This window comes from Arthrobacter sp. (assembly GCF_031179985.1).
Taxonomy (GTDB): Bacteria; Actinomycetota; Actinomycetes; order Actinomycetales; family Micrococcaceae; genus Arthrobacter.
Window position 1 is genome coordinate 1 of record NZ_JAPSHJ010000062.1, and the last position, 16,736, is coordinate 16,736.

15 protein-coding genes are annotated in these 16,736 nt (G+C 63.1%); 11 read left to right on the forward strand and 4 right to left on the reverse strand.

Features of this window, described 5'->3' with window-relative positions; translation table 11 throughout:
• Positions 1–699: 699 nt before the first annotated feature.
• The 3 genes from RIN13_RS18430 (at position 700) to RIN13_RS18440 (ending at position 2,835) form a co-directional block, all read left to right on the forward strand.
• Positions 700–1,413, forward strand: coding sequence for an SGNH/GDSL hydrolase family protein (locus tag RIN13_RS18430; protein ID WP_309108770.1), 714 nt, complete (start codon positions 700–702; stop codon positions 1,411–1,413).
• Positions 1,414–1,516: 103 nt separating this feature from the next.
• A complete protein-coding gene (locus tag RIN13_RS18435) occupies positions 1,517–2,332 on the forward strand; it encodes an MBL fold metallo-hydrolase (protein WP_309108771.1) in 816 nt (271 codons plus the stop codon).
• A 275-nt stretch (positions 2,333–2,607) separates the two neighbouring features.
• Positions 2,608–2,835, forward strand: a complete 228-nt coding sequence (locus RIN13_RS18440; protein ID WP_309108772.1) for a zinc-ribbon domain-containing protein — start codon at positions 2,608–2,610, stop codon at positions 2,833–2,835.
• Between the two features lie 24 nt (positions 2,836–2,859).
• Here the strand turns inward: RIN13_RS18440 and RIN13_RS18445 are convergent, their stop codons facing one another.
• Positions 2,860–3,594: a GAF and ANTAR domain-containing protein gene (locus RIN13_RS18445; protein WP_309108773.1), complete on the reverse strand. Its 735-nt coding sequence runs from the start codon at positions 3,592–3,594 to the stop codon at positions 2,860–2,862.
• Between the two features lie 162 nt (positions 3,595–3,756).
• Here RIN13_RS18445 and RIN13_RS18450 point away from each other — a divergent pair, with 162 nt between their 5' ends.
• The 3 genes from RIN13_RS18450 to RIN13_RS18460 all read left to right on the forward strand — a co-directional run bounded on the left by RIN13_RS18450 (position 3,757) and on the right by RIN13_RS18460 (position 6,972).
• Positions 3,757–4,989, forward strand: a complete 1,233-nt coding sequence (locus RIN13_RS18450) for a MinD/ParA family protein (protein ID WP_309108774.1) — start codon at positions 3,757–3,759, stop codon at positions 4,987–4,989.
• 96 nt (positions 4,990–5,085) lie between these two features.
• Positions 5,086–5,538 carry an SRPBCC family protein gene (locus tag RIN13_RS18455; RefSeq protein WP_309108775.1) on the forward strand — a complete coding sequence of 151 codons (453 nt, stop codon included), beginning with the start codon at positions 5,086–5,088 and terminating at the stop codon, positions 5,536–5,538.
• A gap of 267 nt (positions 5,539–5,805) precedes the next feature.
• Positions 5,806–6,972 carry an ice-binding family protein gene (locus RIN13_RS18460; RefSeq protein ID WP_309108776.1) on the forward strand — a complete coding sequence of 389 codons (1,167 nt, stop codon included), beginning with the start codon at positions 5,806–5,808 and terminating at the stop codon, positions 6,970–6,972.
• Positions 6,973–6,995: 23 nt separating this feature from the next.
• On the opposite strand, the gene RIN13_RS18465 is transcribed toward RIN13_RS18460, so the two are convergent.
• Complete coding sequence (locus RIN13_RS18465; protein WP_309108777.1) at positions 6,996–7,697, reverse strand: alpha/beta hydrolase; 702 nt, start codon at positions 7,695–7,697, stop codon at positions 6,996–6,998.
• Positions 7,694–8,494 (reverse strand): alpha/beta hydrolase, encoded by an 801-nt coding sequence (locus tag RIN13_RS18470; protein WP_309108778.1) that lies wholly within the window; start codon positions 8,492–8,494, stop codon positions 7,694–7,696. Before RIN13_RS18470 ends, RIN13_RS18465 begins: the two co-directional genes overlap by 4 nt.
• Before the next feature lie 152 nt (positions 8,495–8,646).
• On the opposite strand from RIN13_RS18470, the gene RIN13_RS18475 reads away from it, so the two are divergent.
• Entirely contained in the window at positions 8,647–9,231 is a 585-nt protein-coding gene (locus RIN13_RS18475) for a DUF2243 domain-containing protein (RefSeq protein ID WP_309108779.1), read from the forward strand.
• 26 nt (positions 9,232–9,257) lie between these two features.
• Positions 9,258–10,472, forward strand: coding sequence for an MFS transporter (locus RIN13_RS18480; RefSeq protein ID WP_309108780.1), 1,215 nt, complete (start codon positions 9,258–9,260; stop codon positions 10,470–10,472).
• 12 nt (positions 10,473–10,484) lie between these two features.
• Here the strand turns inward: RIN13_RS18480 and RIN13_RS18485 are convergent, their stop codons facing one another.
• The gene (locus RIN13_RS18485) at positions 10,485–11,378 is read right to left on the reverse strand and encodes a phosphatase PAP2 family protein (protein ID WP_309108783.1); all 894 of its coding nucleotides are present in this window, start codon (positions 11,376–11,378) and stop codon (positions 10,485–10,487) included.
• 266 nt (positions 11,379–11,644) lie between these two features.
• Here RIN13_RS18485 and RIN13_RS18490 point away from each other — a divergent pair, with 266 nt between their 5' ends.
• The 3 genes from RIN13_RS18490 to argS all read left to right on the forward strand — a co-directional run.
• Positions 11,645–12,616: an o-succinylbenzoate synthase gene (locus tag RIN13_RS18490; RefSeq protein WP_375164797.1), complete on the forward strand. Its 972-nt coding sequence runs from the start codon at positions 11,645–11,647 to the stop codon at positions 12,614–12,616.
• A 41-nt stretch (positions 12,617–12,657) separates the two neighbouring features.
• A complete protein-coding gene (locus RIN13_RS18495; protein ID WP_309108781.1) occupies positions 12,658–14,763 on the forward strand; it encodes a PhoX family phosphatase in 2,106 nt (701 codons plus the stop codon).
• Between the two features lie 224 nt (positions 14,764–14,987).
• A partial coding sequence (gene argS / locus RIN13_RS18500; RefSeq protein WP_309108782.1) for an arginine--tRNA ligase occupies positions 14,988–16,736 on the forward strand: 1,749 nt, incomplete at its 3' end.

Genomic DNA, 16,736 nt, shown 5'->3' on the forward strand with positions numbered 1-16,736 from the left:
TTTGATTCAACATCCAGGGTCGCAACGCCTGACGCAACACCTTTTTCCGCAAGCGGGACATAAGTATTTGGCGGATTCTTGTCCCCTGGTGCGGCTTCGGCATTTTTCGCTCCGAGGGCTGAGATTGCGGAGGCGCCGGTAAAGGCAGTCACTAAGGTTCCAAACCGGAGGAGCCCGCGGCGCTTAATTCCAGAAACGGCTTCGGGTGAGGATTTCTTTCCAGCCCCGTCAGCCATGGCTGCACTGCGAAATAACTGACCGCATAGGGACGACGTGCTCAGTCGAGCGCCGACAGACCACACCCGACCCCGGGGCCGAGAAGAAGCTGTTCGCTTTGGTGCAGAGACGCGCGACACAGGGGCTAGCCGTTCTAAATATCAACACTTTGAGCCTCCCAAACTCATAGATTGCTGTACTTAGAAGCTAATTCCGTCGAAAATGACAAACCACCGTGGTGACTACGTGTTTTATTTATCGTATATACCTGCTCAAAGTACCGGGTACGCAGTTATTTGCACCAAGCACTTACGGCATGGTGGCAGTAATATCCAGATCTTGATCGAATACTAATCGAATGATGATCATAAATTGAGTAACACCCTATTCGGAGAATGAGCTGGAAAAATCCTCTGAACAATGCATTTGCTGCTGAGTCCGCAATAGACTGGGCTGTACTTGAACCCTAGCTCCAGGATGTCTATGCATGCCCAAGCCCAACGCTTCACGTCGGTACTGATGGCATCGGCCGCCGTTGTTGTCTCCGCCGGCTGCTCAGCCAATCCGGCACCCGTGGCCCCCCTTACGTCCGGTGCCACACCTTCCAGCAGCCCGGAACAGTCAATCGACGAGAACCCGGGCAGCAGCGCTGCCCCCGCCCCAACCTCAAAGCCGGTAACTTTCGCCGCGGTCGGCGATTCGATTACAGCAGCCAACAGCAGCGAATTTGCCCCCGGCAAGATCGGGTCACGTTCATGGGTGTCGCATGTAGGGTCGGGGGCGAAGTTCGCCGGAGGCTGGGCCCTAGGCGGCGCTCGTTCTGCGGCCATGGCTGAAAACGTAAAGGACATTGAGGCGGACGTGCTTGTGATCTTGGCGGGGACTAACGACGTCTACAACGATGTGCCGTTTGAGCAAAGCGCCGGGAACCTGGTTCGCATCGCCGAGAAGGTGGGGGCACCCAAGGTGCTCGTTTCCGCCATTCCTCCTATCGACTACGATCCCGAATCATCCGTCCGATTCAACCACCAGCTGAGACAGTTTGCGCAGTCTCGTGGCTGGCTTTTTGTAGACCCTATGGCAGGAGTTCGCGAGGGCGACCGCTTTGCCTCGGGCATGACAACCGACGGTGTCCACCCCACGGAGGCAGCTGCTCAGGTGATCGGGGAGGCCCTGGGTAAGGCCATAACCGGCTGAAGCAGGCACCGTTGCGCGCCACACAATCCCGACCTTCCCTGGCCTCACCCCGTAGAATCGAGGCCTGAACAACGCAGGTACGCGCCGGAAGTACGGAGAAGTAATGTCACCATGGCAAGAAGTTGGCTCGGAAAACTATGTGCTCGCAACCCAGGGTTCACTGCTGAACACTGGCTTGGTGGTCGGTACGGAACGGGCCATGGTGATTGATACCGGCTGCGGCCCACGGCAAGCCCGGGAAATCCTTGGCGCTGTCCGCGAAAAGACCCAGCTTCCCCTTGTAGTGGTGAATACCCATGCCCATTACGATCACTTCTTTGGTAACTCCGTTTTCGCGGACGCCGGGGTTACAGAGTTCTGGGCACACGAGAACTGCGCTGCGGAAATTGAGGAAAACGGCGACGCCCAGCGCCGATTCGTTGCTTCCACTGAACCGGAAATGGCCGCTGGCGAAGGCGAAAACGTGGAACTGGTGGCGCCGAACGCCATCGTCAAAGACCAGCCGGTTCTGGTCGACCTGGGCGGAATGGCCGCAACCCTCTTCTGGCTCGGCAGGGGCCACACTGACGGCGATTTGCTGGTGGGTACTCCCACCACCCTGTATGCCGGCGATCTGTTGGAACAAGGCTCCCACCCCTCCTTCGAAGACTCTTACCCTGAGGATTGGGCGGACGTCCTGCGCCATATCTCGGCGCTCAGGCACCGCTACGAATTCCTCATTCCAGGCCATGGCGGGCCTTGCAGTGACCAGTTCGTGAAGACCATGGCCAACACCATGAGTACAGCAGTACGCCAGGCCCTGCAGTCCATCCGGGACACGCCGTCGGATGCCACGAAGGCCATCCCCGTTCTTCCTTACGGCCCGGAACAGTCCCGCTGGTTCATTAAGCGGCTCCAGGAGACCCGTGGCCACCACTAGCTGCGACCACCAAGTGGGGCGGGTAGCATGAGCAGCCGAAGTAAACGATTTCCTATGGACTAGGGCAACGAGATCATCTGGGCTACGATCACGTGAGTTTCCCAAGGAAAGGGTCCCCGTGCCGTACGTCGACATCAACCCGCATAAGCAGCGCCCTAAATGGGTAGGTCTACTGGTAGTTGCAGTCCTCTCATTGGTGACGGTCGCCGTCGTCGTCCTGGCTCTGACCGCGCACTAGGAAGAGCGGACAGCACGGAGGCTACGGAAGGGATCACGTGCTCATCGTCTTCGGATTCAAAACAGTCTTCCGGGTCCTGCCGGGACGCATGCTGACGTGCAGGTATTGCGGAATCACGGCGCTGCAACGCCTGGAAGAACAAGCAAACAAATTCACTCTCTTTTTCATCCCCGTTTTCACCACTTCCCGCCGTTACCAGATGGTGTGCTCCAACTGCGGCGGTTCAACGTCGCTGAGCCGGGACGATCTGAAAGCCATCGGCTAACCGCGTTCACGGTGAGAACGGCACTTACCCGTCGAAGTGCGTACTGACCTTCGCTCCCGAAATGTTGCCCAGCATTTCCTCGGCCACAACCCGCAGTTTCTGGTTGCGGTGGCTCGATACCTTTCCAAGGATGGCCATGGCCTCCTCCTGCGAGCAGCGGTTCTGGCCCATGATCACGCCGCAAGCCAGATCAATGGATGTCCGGCTCTGCATTGCTGACTTGAGATCGTCAGCCAGATTTTGGACAGAACCCAAGCGGACCGCCAGGCGCAAAGCCCGGCCAGCGATGTCAGCGAAGTCCTCTGCTTCCCGAACCACGCCGTCAGTGAAGACGTTGGTTTCGCTGGCGAAGAAGTTCAGGGCCGCTTGGGAGTCCTCGCCGATGTCCAGCGGTACGCCCAGAGTGCTGTAACAGCCGACTTTCTCCAGCTCCGCCTGGTAATCCGGCCAGCGGGGATCGCTGCGGACGTCGCCCAGCAGGACGGTACTTTTTACCCGCAATGCTTGAATGCAGGGACCGTCGCCCAGCTGCTGCTCGATCCTGTCCAGCTTGATCGCATGCGGGCTGCTGCCCGCTACGGTGTCCGTCCGCCGTCGCCGTTTCAGCGTGACACCGACTTCCACAGTGGAGCCGCTTGCGCGGCTGAGGGCGGTAGCAGCCAATGAGGAGAGGTGCCCCAAAAACTCGGCAACGCTTTCGCTGCTGATGATGAGGTCCTGCAGTTCAAGAACGCGCTCACGTTCCGAGGAAGTGGTCATTCTTCAATGTAAATTGTGCCGCCCATGTGCACAACCAGAAGCCGGGAGCAGCCCCACCCCGAGCCAGAATCAGGAACCGCAGGCTAACCACCTAGAATTGCTAGCTGGACGAAGTTTTACGGCCTCCGCAGGTCTCAACTTGCGAGTTATGGGAGATCAGAAATGTCCGATTCTTTGGAAGACCGCACTGATGCAGCGCCAGGCCAGGAAGAGCCGCTGGTGCGCCGCCGCGACCGCCGTCGCACTGATGGCAGCGACGCCACAGGAACGATACCAACGGTACCCAGCGCAACCGGCTCCGTCACAACCCTCGAGGCGGAGATCCCCGGCCCGCCCGAACGGGAACCCTCCGCGTCCGTAGTGCCGGATTCACCCATAGATAACCGCCCGGCCCCTGATGCCGAGGCCGTTCCAAAGCGCGGAAAAAGCCGGAACGCCGCCCGCGAGGCACTGGCCGATGCCCCGATGCCGGACTTCATCAGCTCACCGGGACTCTTTGTCCGCGAGCAGAAGCCCCGTCCCATCGGAGGCTTCCGCGGCGTCCTCTATGCCGTCACCGGCGGTGCCCTGAATCTTGGCCCCAGCGCCCGCCAGCGCGAGGAAGACGAACTCGGCCGCCGCATCTCACGGCAGCTGCAGGGAAGCTACAACACCGCGGTCCTCAGCCTCAAGGGCGGCATCGGCAAGACCTCCACCACAGTTGGCGTCGGCCTCACTCTCGCCGAATTCCGCGGCGACCCGCCGTGCGCCATCGACGCCAACCCTGATTCCGGCGACCTCGTGGAGCGCGCCCTCGGCGAAGGGATCTACCAGCAGGCCACCCCGCGCACCATCACGGATCTGCTCAAGAACATCGAATCCATCGATTCGCTCACGGCACTGGCACGCTACATGCACCATGCAGGCCGGCTGCACCTTATCGCCGGCGAGCAGGATCCGGAAGTCTCGGATTCCCTCACAGCCGAGGAATACCTGCGCATCCGCAAGCTCATTTCCAGCTACTACTCGATCGCCCTGACCGACTGCGGCACCGGCGTCACCCACAACGCGATGAGCGGTATCCTGCAATCCGCTGACAACCTCATCATCGCCGCAGGCTACGCCGTCAGCGGCGCCAAACGGGCCCGCAGCACCCTGCAGTGGCTGGCCCACCACGGCTACGAGGAGCTGGCCCGCAACGCCATTGTGGTGATCACCGACAAGGACGAGGTCTCCACCCGTGTGGATAAGGACGCCATCGAGGAGCACCTGTCAGGCATCTGCCGGCAACTGATTGCCGTTCCCCACGACAGGGGAGTGGCCGACGGCGACCTGGTCACCCTTGAGGCTTTGCGGCCCGAAACCCGGCGGGCCTACCGTGAAATTGCTGCCGCGATTGTGGACGGCTACGTCTAGCCAAACAGGCAGTTCCAGCATCTTGACCCCTTAAAGACGGCGGCGGAGAATTTGTGCCACCTGACGAGTTCGTCGGGACCATCTGAAGGGACAGTCATGCCTGTCATAGAAGAAAGTGTTGTGCTTCATCGGGAGCCTAACGTAGTTTTCGACTTCATCGCCGACCCCTCGAATCTCCCTGTGTGGGACAGTTCAGTGGTCGACGCCGAGCAGGTCAGCGATGGCCCGCCACGCCTCGGGACACGCGCACGCGGAACCAGCAAGATCATGGGCCGCCGCTTCCATTGGACAACTGAAGCCACTGAATTCGAGCCGCCCAACCGTTTGGTCAATACTGCGGTGGACGGCCCCATGAAATTCCAGGTGGCCCTCATTCTGGAACCCATCGACGGCGGGACAAAGCTGACCTACCGCGTTGACGCCGAATCAGGCCTCGGCGGCGTCTTCGGCAAAATGGCCGATCCACTTATCGAACGCGCTCAGGGCAGGACAATCCGCGCCAACCTGGAGTCGCTGGCCGAACTCCTTGCTGACCACCCGGCGGGCTGAAGCAGCAGCTCGGTCGCCGGTATCACGGCAATTTTCTTTCCTGCTTCGGATCAGAAAAAGGACGCCCGGGAATTAAAGTAACCAGGCTTACTACTTTTCTGCGCCCTGGAGGTTTAGTGTGTGCACAGGTGGGCAGCACGTCTCAAGCTCTCGTCAAGCGCTGCTGCCGAATCATTTTCCATTGGTGACCTGATCGAGGTCGTTCACTCTGGATCGTCAGCGGGGGGATCGCGCTTTGGCTGCTTTTCCATGCTGAGAGGCACCACAATGACCAACTCACGCACGTCCTCTAATCGCAACAAAATCCGCAATTCACTCGACCGGAGGATCATCGCGACAATCACTGCCGGCTCAGCTGTGCTGGCGCTGTCAGGAATTCTCTTTGGCCTCCCGCCGGCCTTTGCCGCAGAAGCGCCGATTGGCCTGGGCACAGCAGGCAGCTATTCAGTCCTGGGCGGAGAAACGGTTACAAATACGGGACCGACCATCCTGAACGCTGACTTGGGCGTGAGTCCAGGCACCGCCATCACTGGCTTCCCGCCGGGGCTTGCGGGCGGAGCCACCAACGCCGGCAACGCTGTAGCCGCGAAGGCTCAAGCGGATGTCGTCATTGCTTACGACGAGGCTGCGGGGCGGGCCCCAACCGGCGACATGGCCGGGGATCTTGTGGGCCAGACGCTGGCTCCCGGCGTCTACAAGTCCACAGGGCCAATTGACGTTAGCGGCACCCTCACGCTTGACGGGAAGGGCGATCCCGCCTCAGTGTTCATCTTCCAGGTAGCGTCAACCCTGACTACGGCCAGCGCCAGCAGCATCAGCCTTATTGGGGGAGCCCAGGCCTGCAACATATTCTGGCAAGTCGGCAGTTCGGCCACGCTGGGCACGAATTCATCCTTCAAGGGCTCTATCCTCGCCTTGACTTCAATAACCGTCACCAACCGCACAACGGTCGAGGGCAGGGCACTGGCACGCAACGGTGCCGTTACGTTGGACAACAACACTTTCACCACGCTTGGCTGTGCAGCCGTTCCGACCTCGGGCGTTCCCACGACTGATGTCCCGACGACGAGTGCGCCGGCGACGACGACCGCCCCGGCGACGACCAGTGCCCCGGCGACGACGAGTGCCCCGGCGACGACGAGTGCGCCAGCAACGACGAGTGCGCCAGCAACGACAGGTGTCCCGACGTCGGGCGTTCCCACGACTGATGTCCCTGCCACTGATGTCCCGGCCACTGATGTCCCGACCACAGATGGTCCGACAACAGACGTGACAGCAACGGAGTCCCGCGGCCTCGGCGGGGCGAATCTGGCTCGGACGGGGTCATTGCCTCGGACCGGGCTGGAGGCAGTGCCGATCGTATTAGGCGCTCTGGCTGTTCTGATGCTTGGCGTAGCGACTTTGGTTGCCACGAAGGTCCGGCGACGCCACTAAAGCGGAATCCAGGGCTCCGCGGCCTACAGCGGAATCTCTTCCAAGATGGTGCGGACGGTGTCCTGGTGCCCCAGGATCCGAAAGTGCCCAGGGACGTCCAGCTTGATGTTCCGCGCCCCGGGGAGGATGCTGCCCTCCGGAATGTGAGGATCGAACGGCCCGAACACTGATGTGATGCGGTGATTGATGCGTTCTTCCCGGGCCAGCTGCAGGGTCAGCGCGTTCCGCGGGGAGAATGCCCGCAGATTCGGCGCCAACATAAAACGGGCGTACCTGGATCCCGAGAACGGCGAACAGACCGCAACCATCCGCTCGACCCGTTTTTCGCCGTCGTGCGTCATCATGAGGTACTTGCCGATCAGGCCGCCCTTGCTGTGCGCCACAATGGCGGCGTTCATCACGTCAGCGGCAGCCAGGTGCTTGGCCACCAGCTTGGCCGCCGCCGGTATGGCGAGCCGGTTCCGCTGCAGCACGGTGACCACGTGCACAGGGTGCCCGGCCTTATGCAGGGCAGTGATCAGGGGCAGCATGAACTGCCAGTTTTCGTACACACCCGGAATCACGACGACGGGACGTCCGGTACCGCTGAGGAAGCCGTCGGGCTGGGTGCGGTCAAAGAAGCTGCGGAGCTGCCGGCCGGTGGCATAGGCGTAGTCCTCCGTCCACCAGACTGCTTTCTGTATGGCCCGCCGGGCTTTCTCTGCCCGCCCGGCGTCGCCAGTCACCTCGGGCCTTCCTTGGAGGCCACAGCGGGAAGGCCTGCGAACGTCCTGATCACCTCGGCGACCTTTTCCGCGGCCAAGTGCTGCACCACGTGTCCGCATCCTGGGAATTCGGCGAGCTGGCCGCCCGCCCGCGTTGCAAGCCTGCGGGCCCAATCCCCTTTGGCTACGGGGTCCCGTTCACCCCTGATCACAAGGACCGGCGCCTTCACCTGTGCCACGCGTTCTTCCATGGGGTAGTCCATCATCACAGGCAGTTCCTTCAGGTACCAGCGCGGCCCGCACCTCAAGTAGTCCGTAAACACGATCCAGTTGGAGCTCCAGGATTCGGAGCCCACACCGTCCCGGGTGAGATCCCAGGCCTGCTTGAGTACATGCCTCCGCTTGGGATCCACTACAGGGCCCATCAGCACTACGCGCGAAAACTGCCCCGGATCCTGGAGGGCCGCCTCCACCCCGAACTGCGTTCCCATGGAGTGACCGATGACGACGCAGTTCTCTGTGATGCCAAGGTCTGTCAGGGCCGCCCGGATGAAGGAGGCGTACTCCTCCACGCTCAGTTGCCGCTTCGGCTTGGGCATCGAGCCGAAACCCGGGAGGTCGATGGAGTAGGTGTCAGCAGACAAGGCCAGTGCTTTATGCAGCCGTGCAAGGTAGCGGTGGGAGACGCCAATGCCGTGCACCAGCAGGAAGGTGGGCCCGCCGTCGGGATTTCCGCCGTTGGTTTTGGACGCATAGATGCGCCCGCGGAGGCCCCCGTACTCGACGTCGGTGACGTCAGGCTGTGCGGAACGGTCCATGGCTTGAGGATATCGCCGTCCCGCGTTGTCGTTTCGTGGTCCTTTATCGGGAGCAGGTGCCGGATGCGGGGCGCGGGCGTCTTCGTCAATGGACTTCATGGATAGTAAGCTTACTGTCTAAATGGCTGTGCCGAGCGGGAACGGGGTTGCGGATGACTGAGGAGTTGGCTTCGGAGGGTCACGGGCGGCCGGGCGGAGCGCCGGCGCGGAGGGGCGGAGCATCGGCGATCCGGCTGCCGGGGATCCTCCTGGGGATTGGCCTTGGCGGGTTTGTGGATGGCATCGTGCTGCATCAGATCCTGCAATGGCACCACATGCTGAGCAGCGCGGACACCGCGAATATCCCCGTCGGCGCCCATCCCGTGGATACCGTGGAGGGCCTGGAAATGAATACGCTGTGGGACGGCCTCTTCCACTCGTTTACCTGGCTGGCCGTGGTGGTTGGCTTGGCCATGCTGTATTCCCGGGTGGCAAAAGCCGGAGTGAGGGTCTGGGCTTCAAGGGTCCTCTGGGGTTGGGTCCTGGTGGGATGGGGAGCCTTCAACCTGGTGGAGGGCGTAGTGAATCACCATGTCCTGGCCATTCACCATGTGATCAGCGGCCCTTGGCAAACCGTTGCCGACCTCCTCTTCCTGCTCTTCGGCGCCATCCTGGTCCTGACCGGCTGGCTGCTCCAACGGTCCAGTCCGGCGGGGTCTGCTGGACGTGTTTCGGGGGCGGTGCCGAGCGACACCTAGGATGCGGGACACCTAGGATAAAAGGGATGACCACCCAGCGCGCAGCCCCTCCGTTCAGCCTCCGGGGTATCGCCGTTCCCGCTTTCGGTCCCAGCCTGCTGTTCAGTTTGGGGGAGGGGGCCGTACTCCCTGTGGTGGCCTTGACCGCCCGGGACCTTGGCGCCTCCGTGGCTGCAGCCGCGCTTATTGTCACGCTGATCGGGCTCGGATCCTGGTTCTTCAACCTGCCGGCTTCGCTGATCACGCTGAAGTTCGGCGAGAAGTGGTCCATCGTGGGCGCTGGAGCAGCGGGAGCACTTGCACTGACCGCCGCTGGGCTGTCCCTGCAGGTCCCCGATGGAGTCTGGCTGCTCGCAGCGGCGATGATCGTCGTCGGGATGGCCTCAAGCGTTTTCAGCCTGGCGCGCCAGAAGTACCTTACGGAAGCTGTGCCGGTGAAGTTCAGGGCGAGGGCCTTGTCCACGCTTGGGGGAATCAGCAGAATAGGGATCTTCCTGGGGCCCTTCATCGGTGCGGGCGTGATGCAGTTAGCTGGAATCAGCGGCGCCTACTGGGTAGGGGTGGCGGCGATGCTGGCTGCAGCCGTCATTGCCCTGACCATCAGGGAGTTGGCACCGCCGGACACGGCTGGTTCACAGACCGGACCGGAACCTACCCTCCGCAGCGTTGGCTCCTCCCATGCAGGAGTGTTCCTCACTGTTGGCTTCGGGATCCTGCTGCTCAACGCCCTGCGTGCCTCCCGCCAGGTGGTGATCCCGCTCTGGGCCGACCATCTGGGGATGGATCCCACCCAGGCCTCGCTGATCTACGGGTTGTCCGGCGCCGTAGACATGCTGGTGTTCTATCCTGCCGGCAAACTGATGGACCGCAAAGGCCGGCTCTGGGTTGCGCTTCCTGCCACGCTCATCATGGGAGTCGCCCTGATGCTGATTCCGCTGACGTCCGGATTCCTGGGCCTCATGCTCGTCGCCATGCTGGTGGGATTCGGCAACGGCATCAGCTCGGGCCTCAATATGACCCTGGGAGCGGACTTCTCGCCCGAGCACGGCCGCGGGCAGTTCCTGGGCCTGTGGCGGTTTATCGCCGACGCCGGCTCCACGGGAGGGCCTGTGCTGCTTTCAGCTGTCACTGCGCTTACCTCGTTGGGCGTGGGAGTGCGGGCAACCGGACTTCTGGGTTTCGCCGCGGCCACCGTGTTCGCGGTGACCATTCCCCGGCTCAGGCACCGCCGGAACTACTGACTGCCGGCGGGCCTACCGCGCAGGCGCGTGCCGCCGTCGTACCGCATGCCCGAAAAGCCATACTCCCGCCAGAGTGGCCACATACCCCGCAATCACAATGAGCGCGACCCCCGCCCAAAAGTAGCTGACGGTGCTGCCGGCCAGGCCCGCTCCGGGTGCGATGCCCAGCAGGGAGTAGGCTGCCACTCCCGCGGATGCCAGGCACGTCAGCACTGGTAGGATCACCCACAGCCGCAGGGACCCCAAGTGCCGCCCGTAGCCCTCCCATACATTCCATTTCGGGCCGGTCCGGATCACCAGCCAGCCTGCGGGGAACATGAACACCCCCACCACCAGGAACGCCGCAACCACGTCAGCGGGGCGGTGCCACTGGTTGATGAGGGTGGAAACCCCGCTCGCGACGGCGAAGCTGCCGCCCAGGAACCCTGCGAGCGGACGCCAGCGCGGGGAGGCCATGATGAAAACCGCTGCTGCGGCGGATGCTGCCAGGGTGGTGTGCCCGGAGGGAAGTGAATTCAGGTCCAGGGTGGTGACGCCACGGAACGGCCGGACGGGAACCAGATCCTTGATGACCTGTGTGGCAAGGTTCGCGGCCACACATGCTGTCACGGTGATGCCGGCTGCCACCCACCGCTGCCGGATGACGCACACAAAAATGACCACAATGATGGCCATCACCAGGGAGAGCGTGGGAAGCCAGTCCAGCAACTGGGTGGCTGCCTTGCCTGCCGGTCCGTGGATGGCTACGGCCTCAACCAAGGCCGATTCGTCGATGTACTGGCCAGTGGTGGTGCGGACAAAGAAGTAGTAGGTCCCGGCAATGCCAGCGGCGCAGGTGAGTGTTGCCAGCAGGAAGAGGAACCCGGAAGCGAAGCCGCCCCGGCTGTAGTCGCTGCTCTTTTGCATGTTGCCCTGCGTGCTGCTGCCCCCACGGTGGAGCCCAGTGGCTGCTTCATGGAGTCCGGCAGCCTGATGCTCAGCGTCTGGGGACGCTTGAACGCTGAAGGGCTGGCCGCTGTGTGTCATCCTTCCCAGATTGCCACAAAAGCCTGCGAACTGCCTGAAGGTAGAGTGGCGCTGTGTCCGAGTCCCCAGCCGCCTCCCTGCCGAATGACCGCAGACTCCCTCCGTGGCTAGAAATCCGGCACGGCGCCCGCGTTGTCAGCCTGCCGATGCGCGTGAAGTTCCGCGGGATCCTGCACCGGGAAGCGCTCCTGCTCGAGGGTCCAAGGGGCTGGGGTGAGTTTGGCCCCTTTCCGGAATATGCCGACGCTGAAGCCTCCCGCTGGCTCGCCTCAGCCATCGAAGCCGGCTGGCACGGCTTCCCCAAGCCTCTGCGAACCAGCATTCCCGTCAACGCCACCGTGCCGGCAGTTCCCGCCAGCCAGGTGCCCGAGGTCCTGGCGCGCTTCGGCCGTGTGGACGCGGTCAAGATTAAGGTCGCCGAGCGCGGGCAGTCATTGACGGACGACGTCGAGAGGGTCGCTGCCGTCCGCACCGCCCTCCCCAAGGCGGCCATCCGCGTGGACGCGAACGGCGGCTGGGACGTTGCCGAGGCGGTTCGCACCCTGACCCGGCTCGCCGACGTGGGGCTTGAGTACGCCGAGCAGCCAGTGCCGGACATAGACGGCCTTGCCGAAGTCCGCCGCCGCCTTCGGGCAGCCGGAACTCCTGTGCTGATCGCCGCCGATGAAAGTGTCCGCAAGGAAGAGGACCCGCTGAAGGTTGCCCGGGCCGGAGCCGCCGACCTGCTTGTGGTGAAGGTGGCACCGCTGGGCGGAGTGCGGCGGGCCCTGGAGATCGTGGGCCAGGCCGGACTTCCCGCCGTCGTAAGTTCCGCCCTCGATACTTCGGTGGGTATCCGGGCCGGGCTTGCGCTCGCCGCCGCGCTCCCCGAGCTGCCCTACGCCTGCGGCTTGGGGACGGTGTCGCTGCTCGCCGGTGACGTCATGCGGGATTCCCTGGTGCCCGACGACGGCGCCATCCGGCTCCGCGACGTCGCCGCCGACCAGGGGCTGCTGGCCGAGTTCGCTGCGCCGTCCCATCGTGTGGACTGGTGGATGGAGCGGCTGCGCCGGGTCTACGGCTACCTTCAGTTCACCGAAGCTTCACCGGGCCTTCCCCCGGGCGTCGCACCGCGCTGACAGGGTGGGCGGGACCGCATCTCACCCCCTGGAAGGTCCCCATGCCTGAAATCTCCACCACGGATACTGCCCGGCGCAAATTTCCCTTTTTGCCCGTGCTTCCCATGCTCGGCCACACGAAAGGAAAGCGCAGCCCCGTCACCTGCGCCCTGAAATGCGACAACGCCTGCTCCGGCGAAGTCTGCAACACCAGCTCCAACTCCTACTTCCGGGACATCGCCTCCGCCACCATGTCCCGTCGCGCCGCCCTTGGGTTCGGCGCCGCAGGTGCCCTCGCCGTCGCACTTGGTGGCTCGTTGAGTTCGGCAGAAACGGCAGTTGCCGACGGCGGTCCAGGCCTCGCGCCCGCAGCGAAGAAGGGCCTGCATTCCCGGCTCCAGTTCACCGCCATCGCTCCCGTTGACGCCGCCATTGATGCCGTCACCGTTCCCGAAGGTTTCACGTGGAAGCCGGTAATCCGCTGGGGCGATCCGCTCTTCAGCGACGCCCCCGCTTTTGACCTGTCGAACCAGACGGCTGCGGCCCAGGAGCGCCAGTTCGGCTACAACAACGACTACACGGACATCCTGGAGATCCCGGGCAGCAAGGGCCGCCGGGCAGTGCTCTTCGCGAACCACGAGTACACTAACGACGCCATCATGTTCCCGCCCAGCATGCCGGCCGATCAGGTGCGGGCCGTCGGTGCAGCTGCCCATGGTCTGTCCGTCGTGGAGCTCGAGCGCAAGAACGCACGCAAACCCTGGACCTACGTTCAGGGCGCCAAGCTCAACCGCCGCTACCTCAACGAGACGGTCTACGAACTCACAGGCCCGGCAGCCGGCTCGGAGCTCGTCAAGACCGTGGCCGACCCCTCCGGCAAGGCCATCAAGGGCACGCTCGGCAACTGCGCCGGAGGCACCACACCCTGGGGCACCATCCTCTCCGGGGAAGAGAACTTCAACGGTTACTTCGCTGCCGCCGGCACTTCGGCTGCTGACAAACGGTACGGCCTGACGTCGTCGTCCACTGCCAGGGGCTGGGAGCTGGACGATCCTCGCTTTGACACCCGCAACACCGGATACGCGAACGAGTCCAACCGCTTCGGCTGGATCGTCGAGGTGGACCCCTTCGACCCAACGTCCACCCCCAAGAAGCACTCTTCGCTGGGCCGCTTCAAGCACGAGGGCGCCAACGTGATCGTGGCCGACTCCGGGCACGTGGTGGCTTACTCGGGCGACGACGAGCGCTTCGACTACCTGTACAAGTTCGTCTCCCGCGACAAGTACATCGAAGGCGACCGTGCCCACAACATGACCCTGCTCTCCGCGGGCAACCTGTATGTCGCGAAGTTCACGGGCAACTCGCCCCTCGCTGAAATCGACGGATCCGGCGCCCTGCCTGCAGACGGGGAGTTCGACGGCACCGGGCAGTGGCTGCCGCTGGTGGTCGACGGCGCCTCCGCGGTTGCGGGAATGACCGTGGCCGAAGTCCTGGTCTATACCCGCCTCGCCGCCGACAAGGTTGGCCCCACCAAGATGGACCGCTGCGAAGACGTGGAGCCGAACCCGTTCACGGGCAAGGTGTATGTCGCGTGCACCAACAACTCGGACCGCGGCAAAGCCGGCAAGGAAGGTGCCACCGAGGTCAATCCGCGCAACCTGAACCGCGACGGCCACATTGTGGAGATCACTGAGAGCGGCGACCAGACGGCCACGAACTTCAACTGGAACCTGCTGATGGTCTGCGGCGACCCTGCCCAGGGCGACGTCACGTACTTCAGCGGCTTCCCTTCCGATAAGGTCTCGCCGATCTCCTGCCCGGACAACCTGGCGTTCGACTCGGTCGGAAACCTGTGGATCTCAACCGACGGCGCGCCCTCAGGCATCGGCAAAGCTGACGGTCTGTTCAAGGTCACCTTGGAAGGAGCCGAACGCGGCCGGGTGGAACAGTTCCTGGCCGTTCCGCAGGATGCCGAGACGTGCGGTCCCATCATCCACGACGCCGAGCGCAACGTGTTTGTCTCCGTCCAGCACCCTGGCGAAGACGGCACTTTTGACGCACCCCGGTCCCTGTTCCCGGACTACGTCGCTGCCGGAGCCACCCCTGCGCCTGGCCAGGCAGCGGCTCCCCGTCCGTCCGTGATCCAGGTCTTCCGCGTCGAGGACTGACCTTCCCATCCCCCCTCCTCGGACGCTCTTTCACCTTTCGTGGGTTTTGTGGGGACGCTCCTTCACCTTTCGTCGGTTTTTTGGGGACGCTCCTTCACGTTTCGTGGGTTTTGTGGGGACGCTCCTTCACCTTTCGTGGGTTTGGCCGCGAAAGGTGAGGGAGCGTTTGGGGTTTGGGGGCGAAAGGTGAGGGAGCGTTTGGGGCCGACTGATATTTTGACAGGGTGAACAGCCCAGCCGACTTGCTCGTCCCCAGAGTCCAGACCGCCATTACCCAAGCTTTCGGCGAGGATTTTCGCCAGACGGACCCGGTGATCCGGCCCTCGCAATTCGCTGACATCCAGATCAACGCCGCCATGGCCCTCGCCAAGAAAGTGGGCCTTCCGCCAAGGGAGGTCGCAGCGCGGATCGTAGAGGCACTGGAAGTGAACGGCATCTGCACCTCGGTTGAAATCTCCGGTCCCGGCTTCATTAACCTCACGTTCGACGGCACTTGGATAGAGGAACTCCTCAACCAAGCGAGGCAGCACGACGGCGAGCCGACGGCGGAACTGCACCGCGTCGTCGTCGACTATTCCTCCCCAAACGTGGCCAAAGAAATGCACGTTGGTCACCTGCGGACCACCGTGGTGGGCGACAGCCTGGTGCGCGTACTTGAGGCGCTCGGGCATACGGTGATCCGGCAGAACCACATTGGCGACTGGGGGACACCGTTCGGCATGCTCATTGAGCATTGGCTGGAGGTTGGCGAGGGATCGCAGGAGGCCGCGCTGCTGGTGGATGACCCCAGCGCGTTCTACCAGGCGGCGCGGGCAAAATTTGATGCCTCTGTCAACGATGAGGACGGCTTTGCCGCAAGGGCACGACGTCGCGTGGTTGCCCTGCAGGGTGGCGACCAGGAGACGTTTGAGGTGTGGAAGCGGCTGGTGGCTCAGTCGAAACTGTACTTTAACGCCATTTACGCCAAGCTCGGGGTGAGCCTGACTGACGACCACATTGCCGGCGAGAGCTCCTATGACGCTGATTTAGCACGCCTGTGCCAGGAACTCGAGGACCTCGGGATTGCTCGGGTCAGCGACGGCGCTCTCTGCACTTTCCCGGCAGGCTTCACCGGGCGCGACGGCGAGCCCCTGCCGCTCATCATCCGCAAGTCCGACGGCGGCTACGGTTACGGAACCACAGACCTCGCCACCATCCGCTACCGCGTCCGTGAACTTCAGGCCGACCGGGTGCTTTATGTCGTTGGGGCTCCGCAAAACGTTCATCTGCGAATGGTCATGGCGACGGCTCGAGAAGCTGGCTGGCTGCCGGAAACCGTCGAGGCCACGCATGTTCAGATCGGCAACGTGCTGGGGGAGGACGGAAAGATTCTGAAGTCACGCTCCGGCGCCCCGGTGAAGCTCATGGCGCTGCTGGACGAAGCCGTGGACAGGGCTCGCGCCGTCGTTGACCTTAGCCGGCCTGATCTGACGTTGGAGGAGCGCGAGCTGACGGCCCGGCAAGTAGGAATCGGCGCGGTGAAATATGCGGACCTCTCCGTGGGGCACGATACCGAGTACGTCTTCGACTTTGATCGGATGCTCGCCCTCAACGGGAACACCGGGCCCTATGTGCAGTACGCCGCGGCCAGAATCCTGTCGATCCTGCGGAAGGCCGAGGCGCTGGAGGGCTCGACTGACGGAGGGGCGGGTGCGGGTGCAGCGGTGGGCGAGGGAGCAGCACTGGCCGGGATCGCCGTCGTCGAACCAGCCGAGCGGGCGCTTGCGCTGCATCTTCTTGAGTACGGAAGCACCCTCCGGAAGGTAGGCGAACTGCTGGAACCGCACCGGCTTTGCGCCTATCTTTTTGAGCTGGCCCAGCTTTTCACCACGTTCTACGATCAGTGCCCTGTTTTGAAGGCTGCTGAATCCGTGCGCGAATCGCGGCTGGCCCTGTGTGGACTTGTCCTCCACAGGCTCATCGAAGGCCTGGAC

Coding starts and splice junctions, on each gene's coding strand:
- RIN13_RS18430 (WP_309108770.1), top strand. CDS start 700: ATGCATGCCCAAGCCCAACGCTTCACGTCGGTACTGATGGCATCGGCC.
- RIN13_RS18435 (WP_309108771.1), top strand. CDS start 1,517: ATGTCACCATGGCAAGAAGTTGGCTCGGAAAACTATGTGCTCGCAACC.
- RIN13_RS18445 (WP_309108773.1), bottom strand. CDS start 3,594: ATGACCACTTCCTCGGAACGTGAGCGCGTTCTTGAACTGCAGGACCTC.
- RIN13_RS18450 (WP_309108774.1), top strand. CDS start 3,757: ATGTCCGATTCTTTGGAAGACCGCACTGATGCAGCGCCAGGCCAGGAA.
- RIN13_RS18455 (WP_309108775.1), top strand. CDS start 5,086: ATGCCTGTCATAGAAGAAAGTGTTGTGCTTCATCGGGAGCCTAACGTA.
- RIN13_RS18460 (WP_309108776.1), top strand. CDS start 5,806: ATGACCAACTCACGCACGTCCTCTAATCGCAACAAAATCCGCAATTCA.
- RIN13_RS18470 (WP_309108778.1), bottom strand. CDS start 8,494: ATGGACCGTTCCGCACAGCCTGACGTCACCGACGTCGAGTACGGGGGC.
- RIN13_RS18475 (WP_309108779.1), top strand. CDS start 8,647: ATGACTGAGGAGTTGGCTTCGGAGGGTCACGGGCGGCCGGGCGGAGCG.
- RIN13_RS18480 (WP_309108780.1), top strand. CDS start 9,258: ATGACCACCCAGCGCGCAGCCCCTCCGTTCAGCCTCCGGGGTATCGCC.
- RIN13_RS18485 (WP_309108783.1), bottom strand. CDS start 11,378: ATGCAAAAGAGCAGCGACTACAGCCGGGGCGGCTTCGCTTCCGGGTTC.
- RIN13_RS18490 (WP_375164797.1), top strand. CDS start 11,645: ATGCGCGTGAAGTTCCGCGGGATCCTGCACCGGGAAGCGCTCCTGCTC.
- RIN13_RS18495 (WP_309108781.1), top strand. CDS start 12,658: ATGCCTGAAATCTCCACCACGGATACTGCCCGGCGCAAATTTCCCTTT.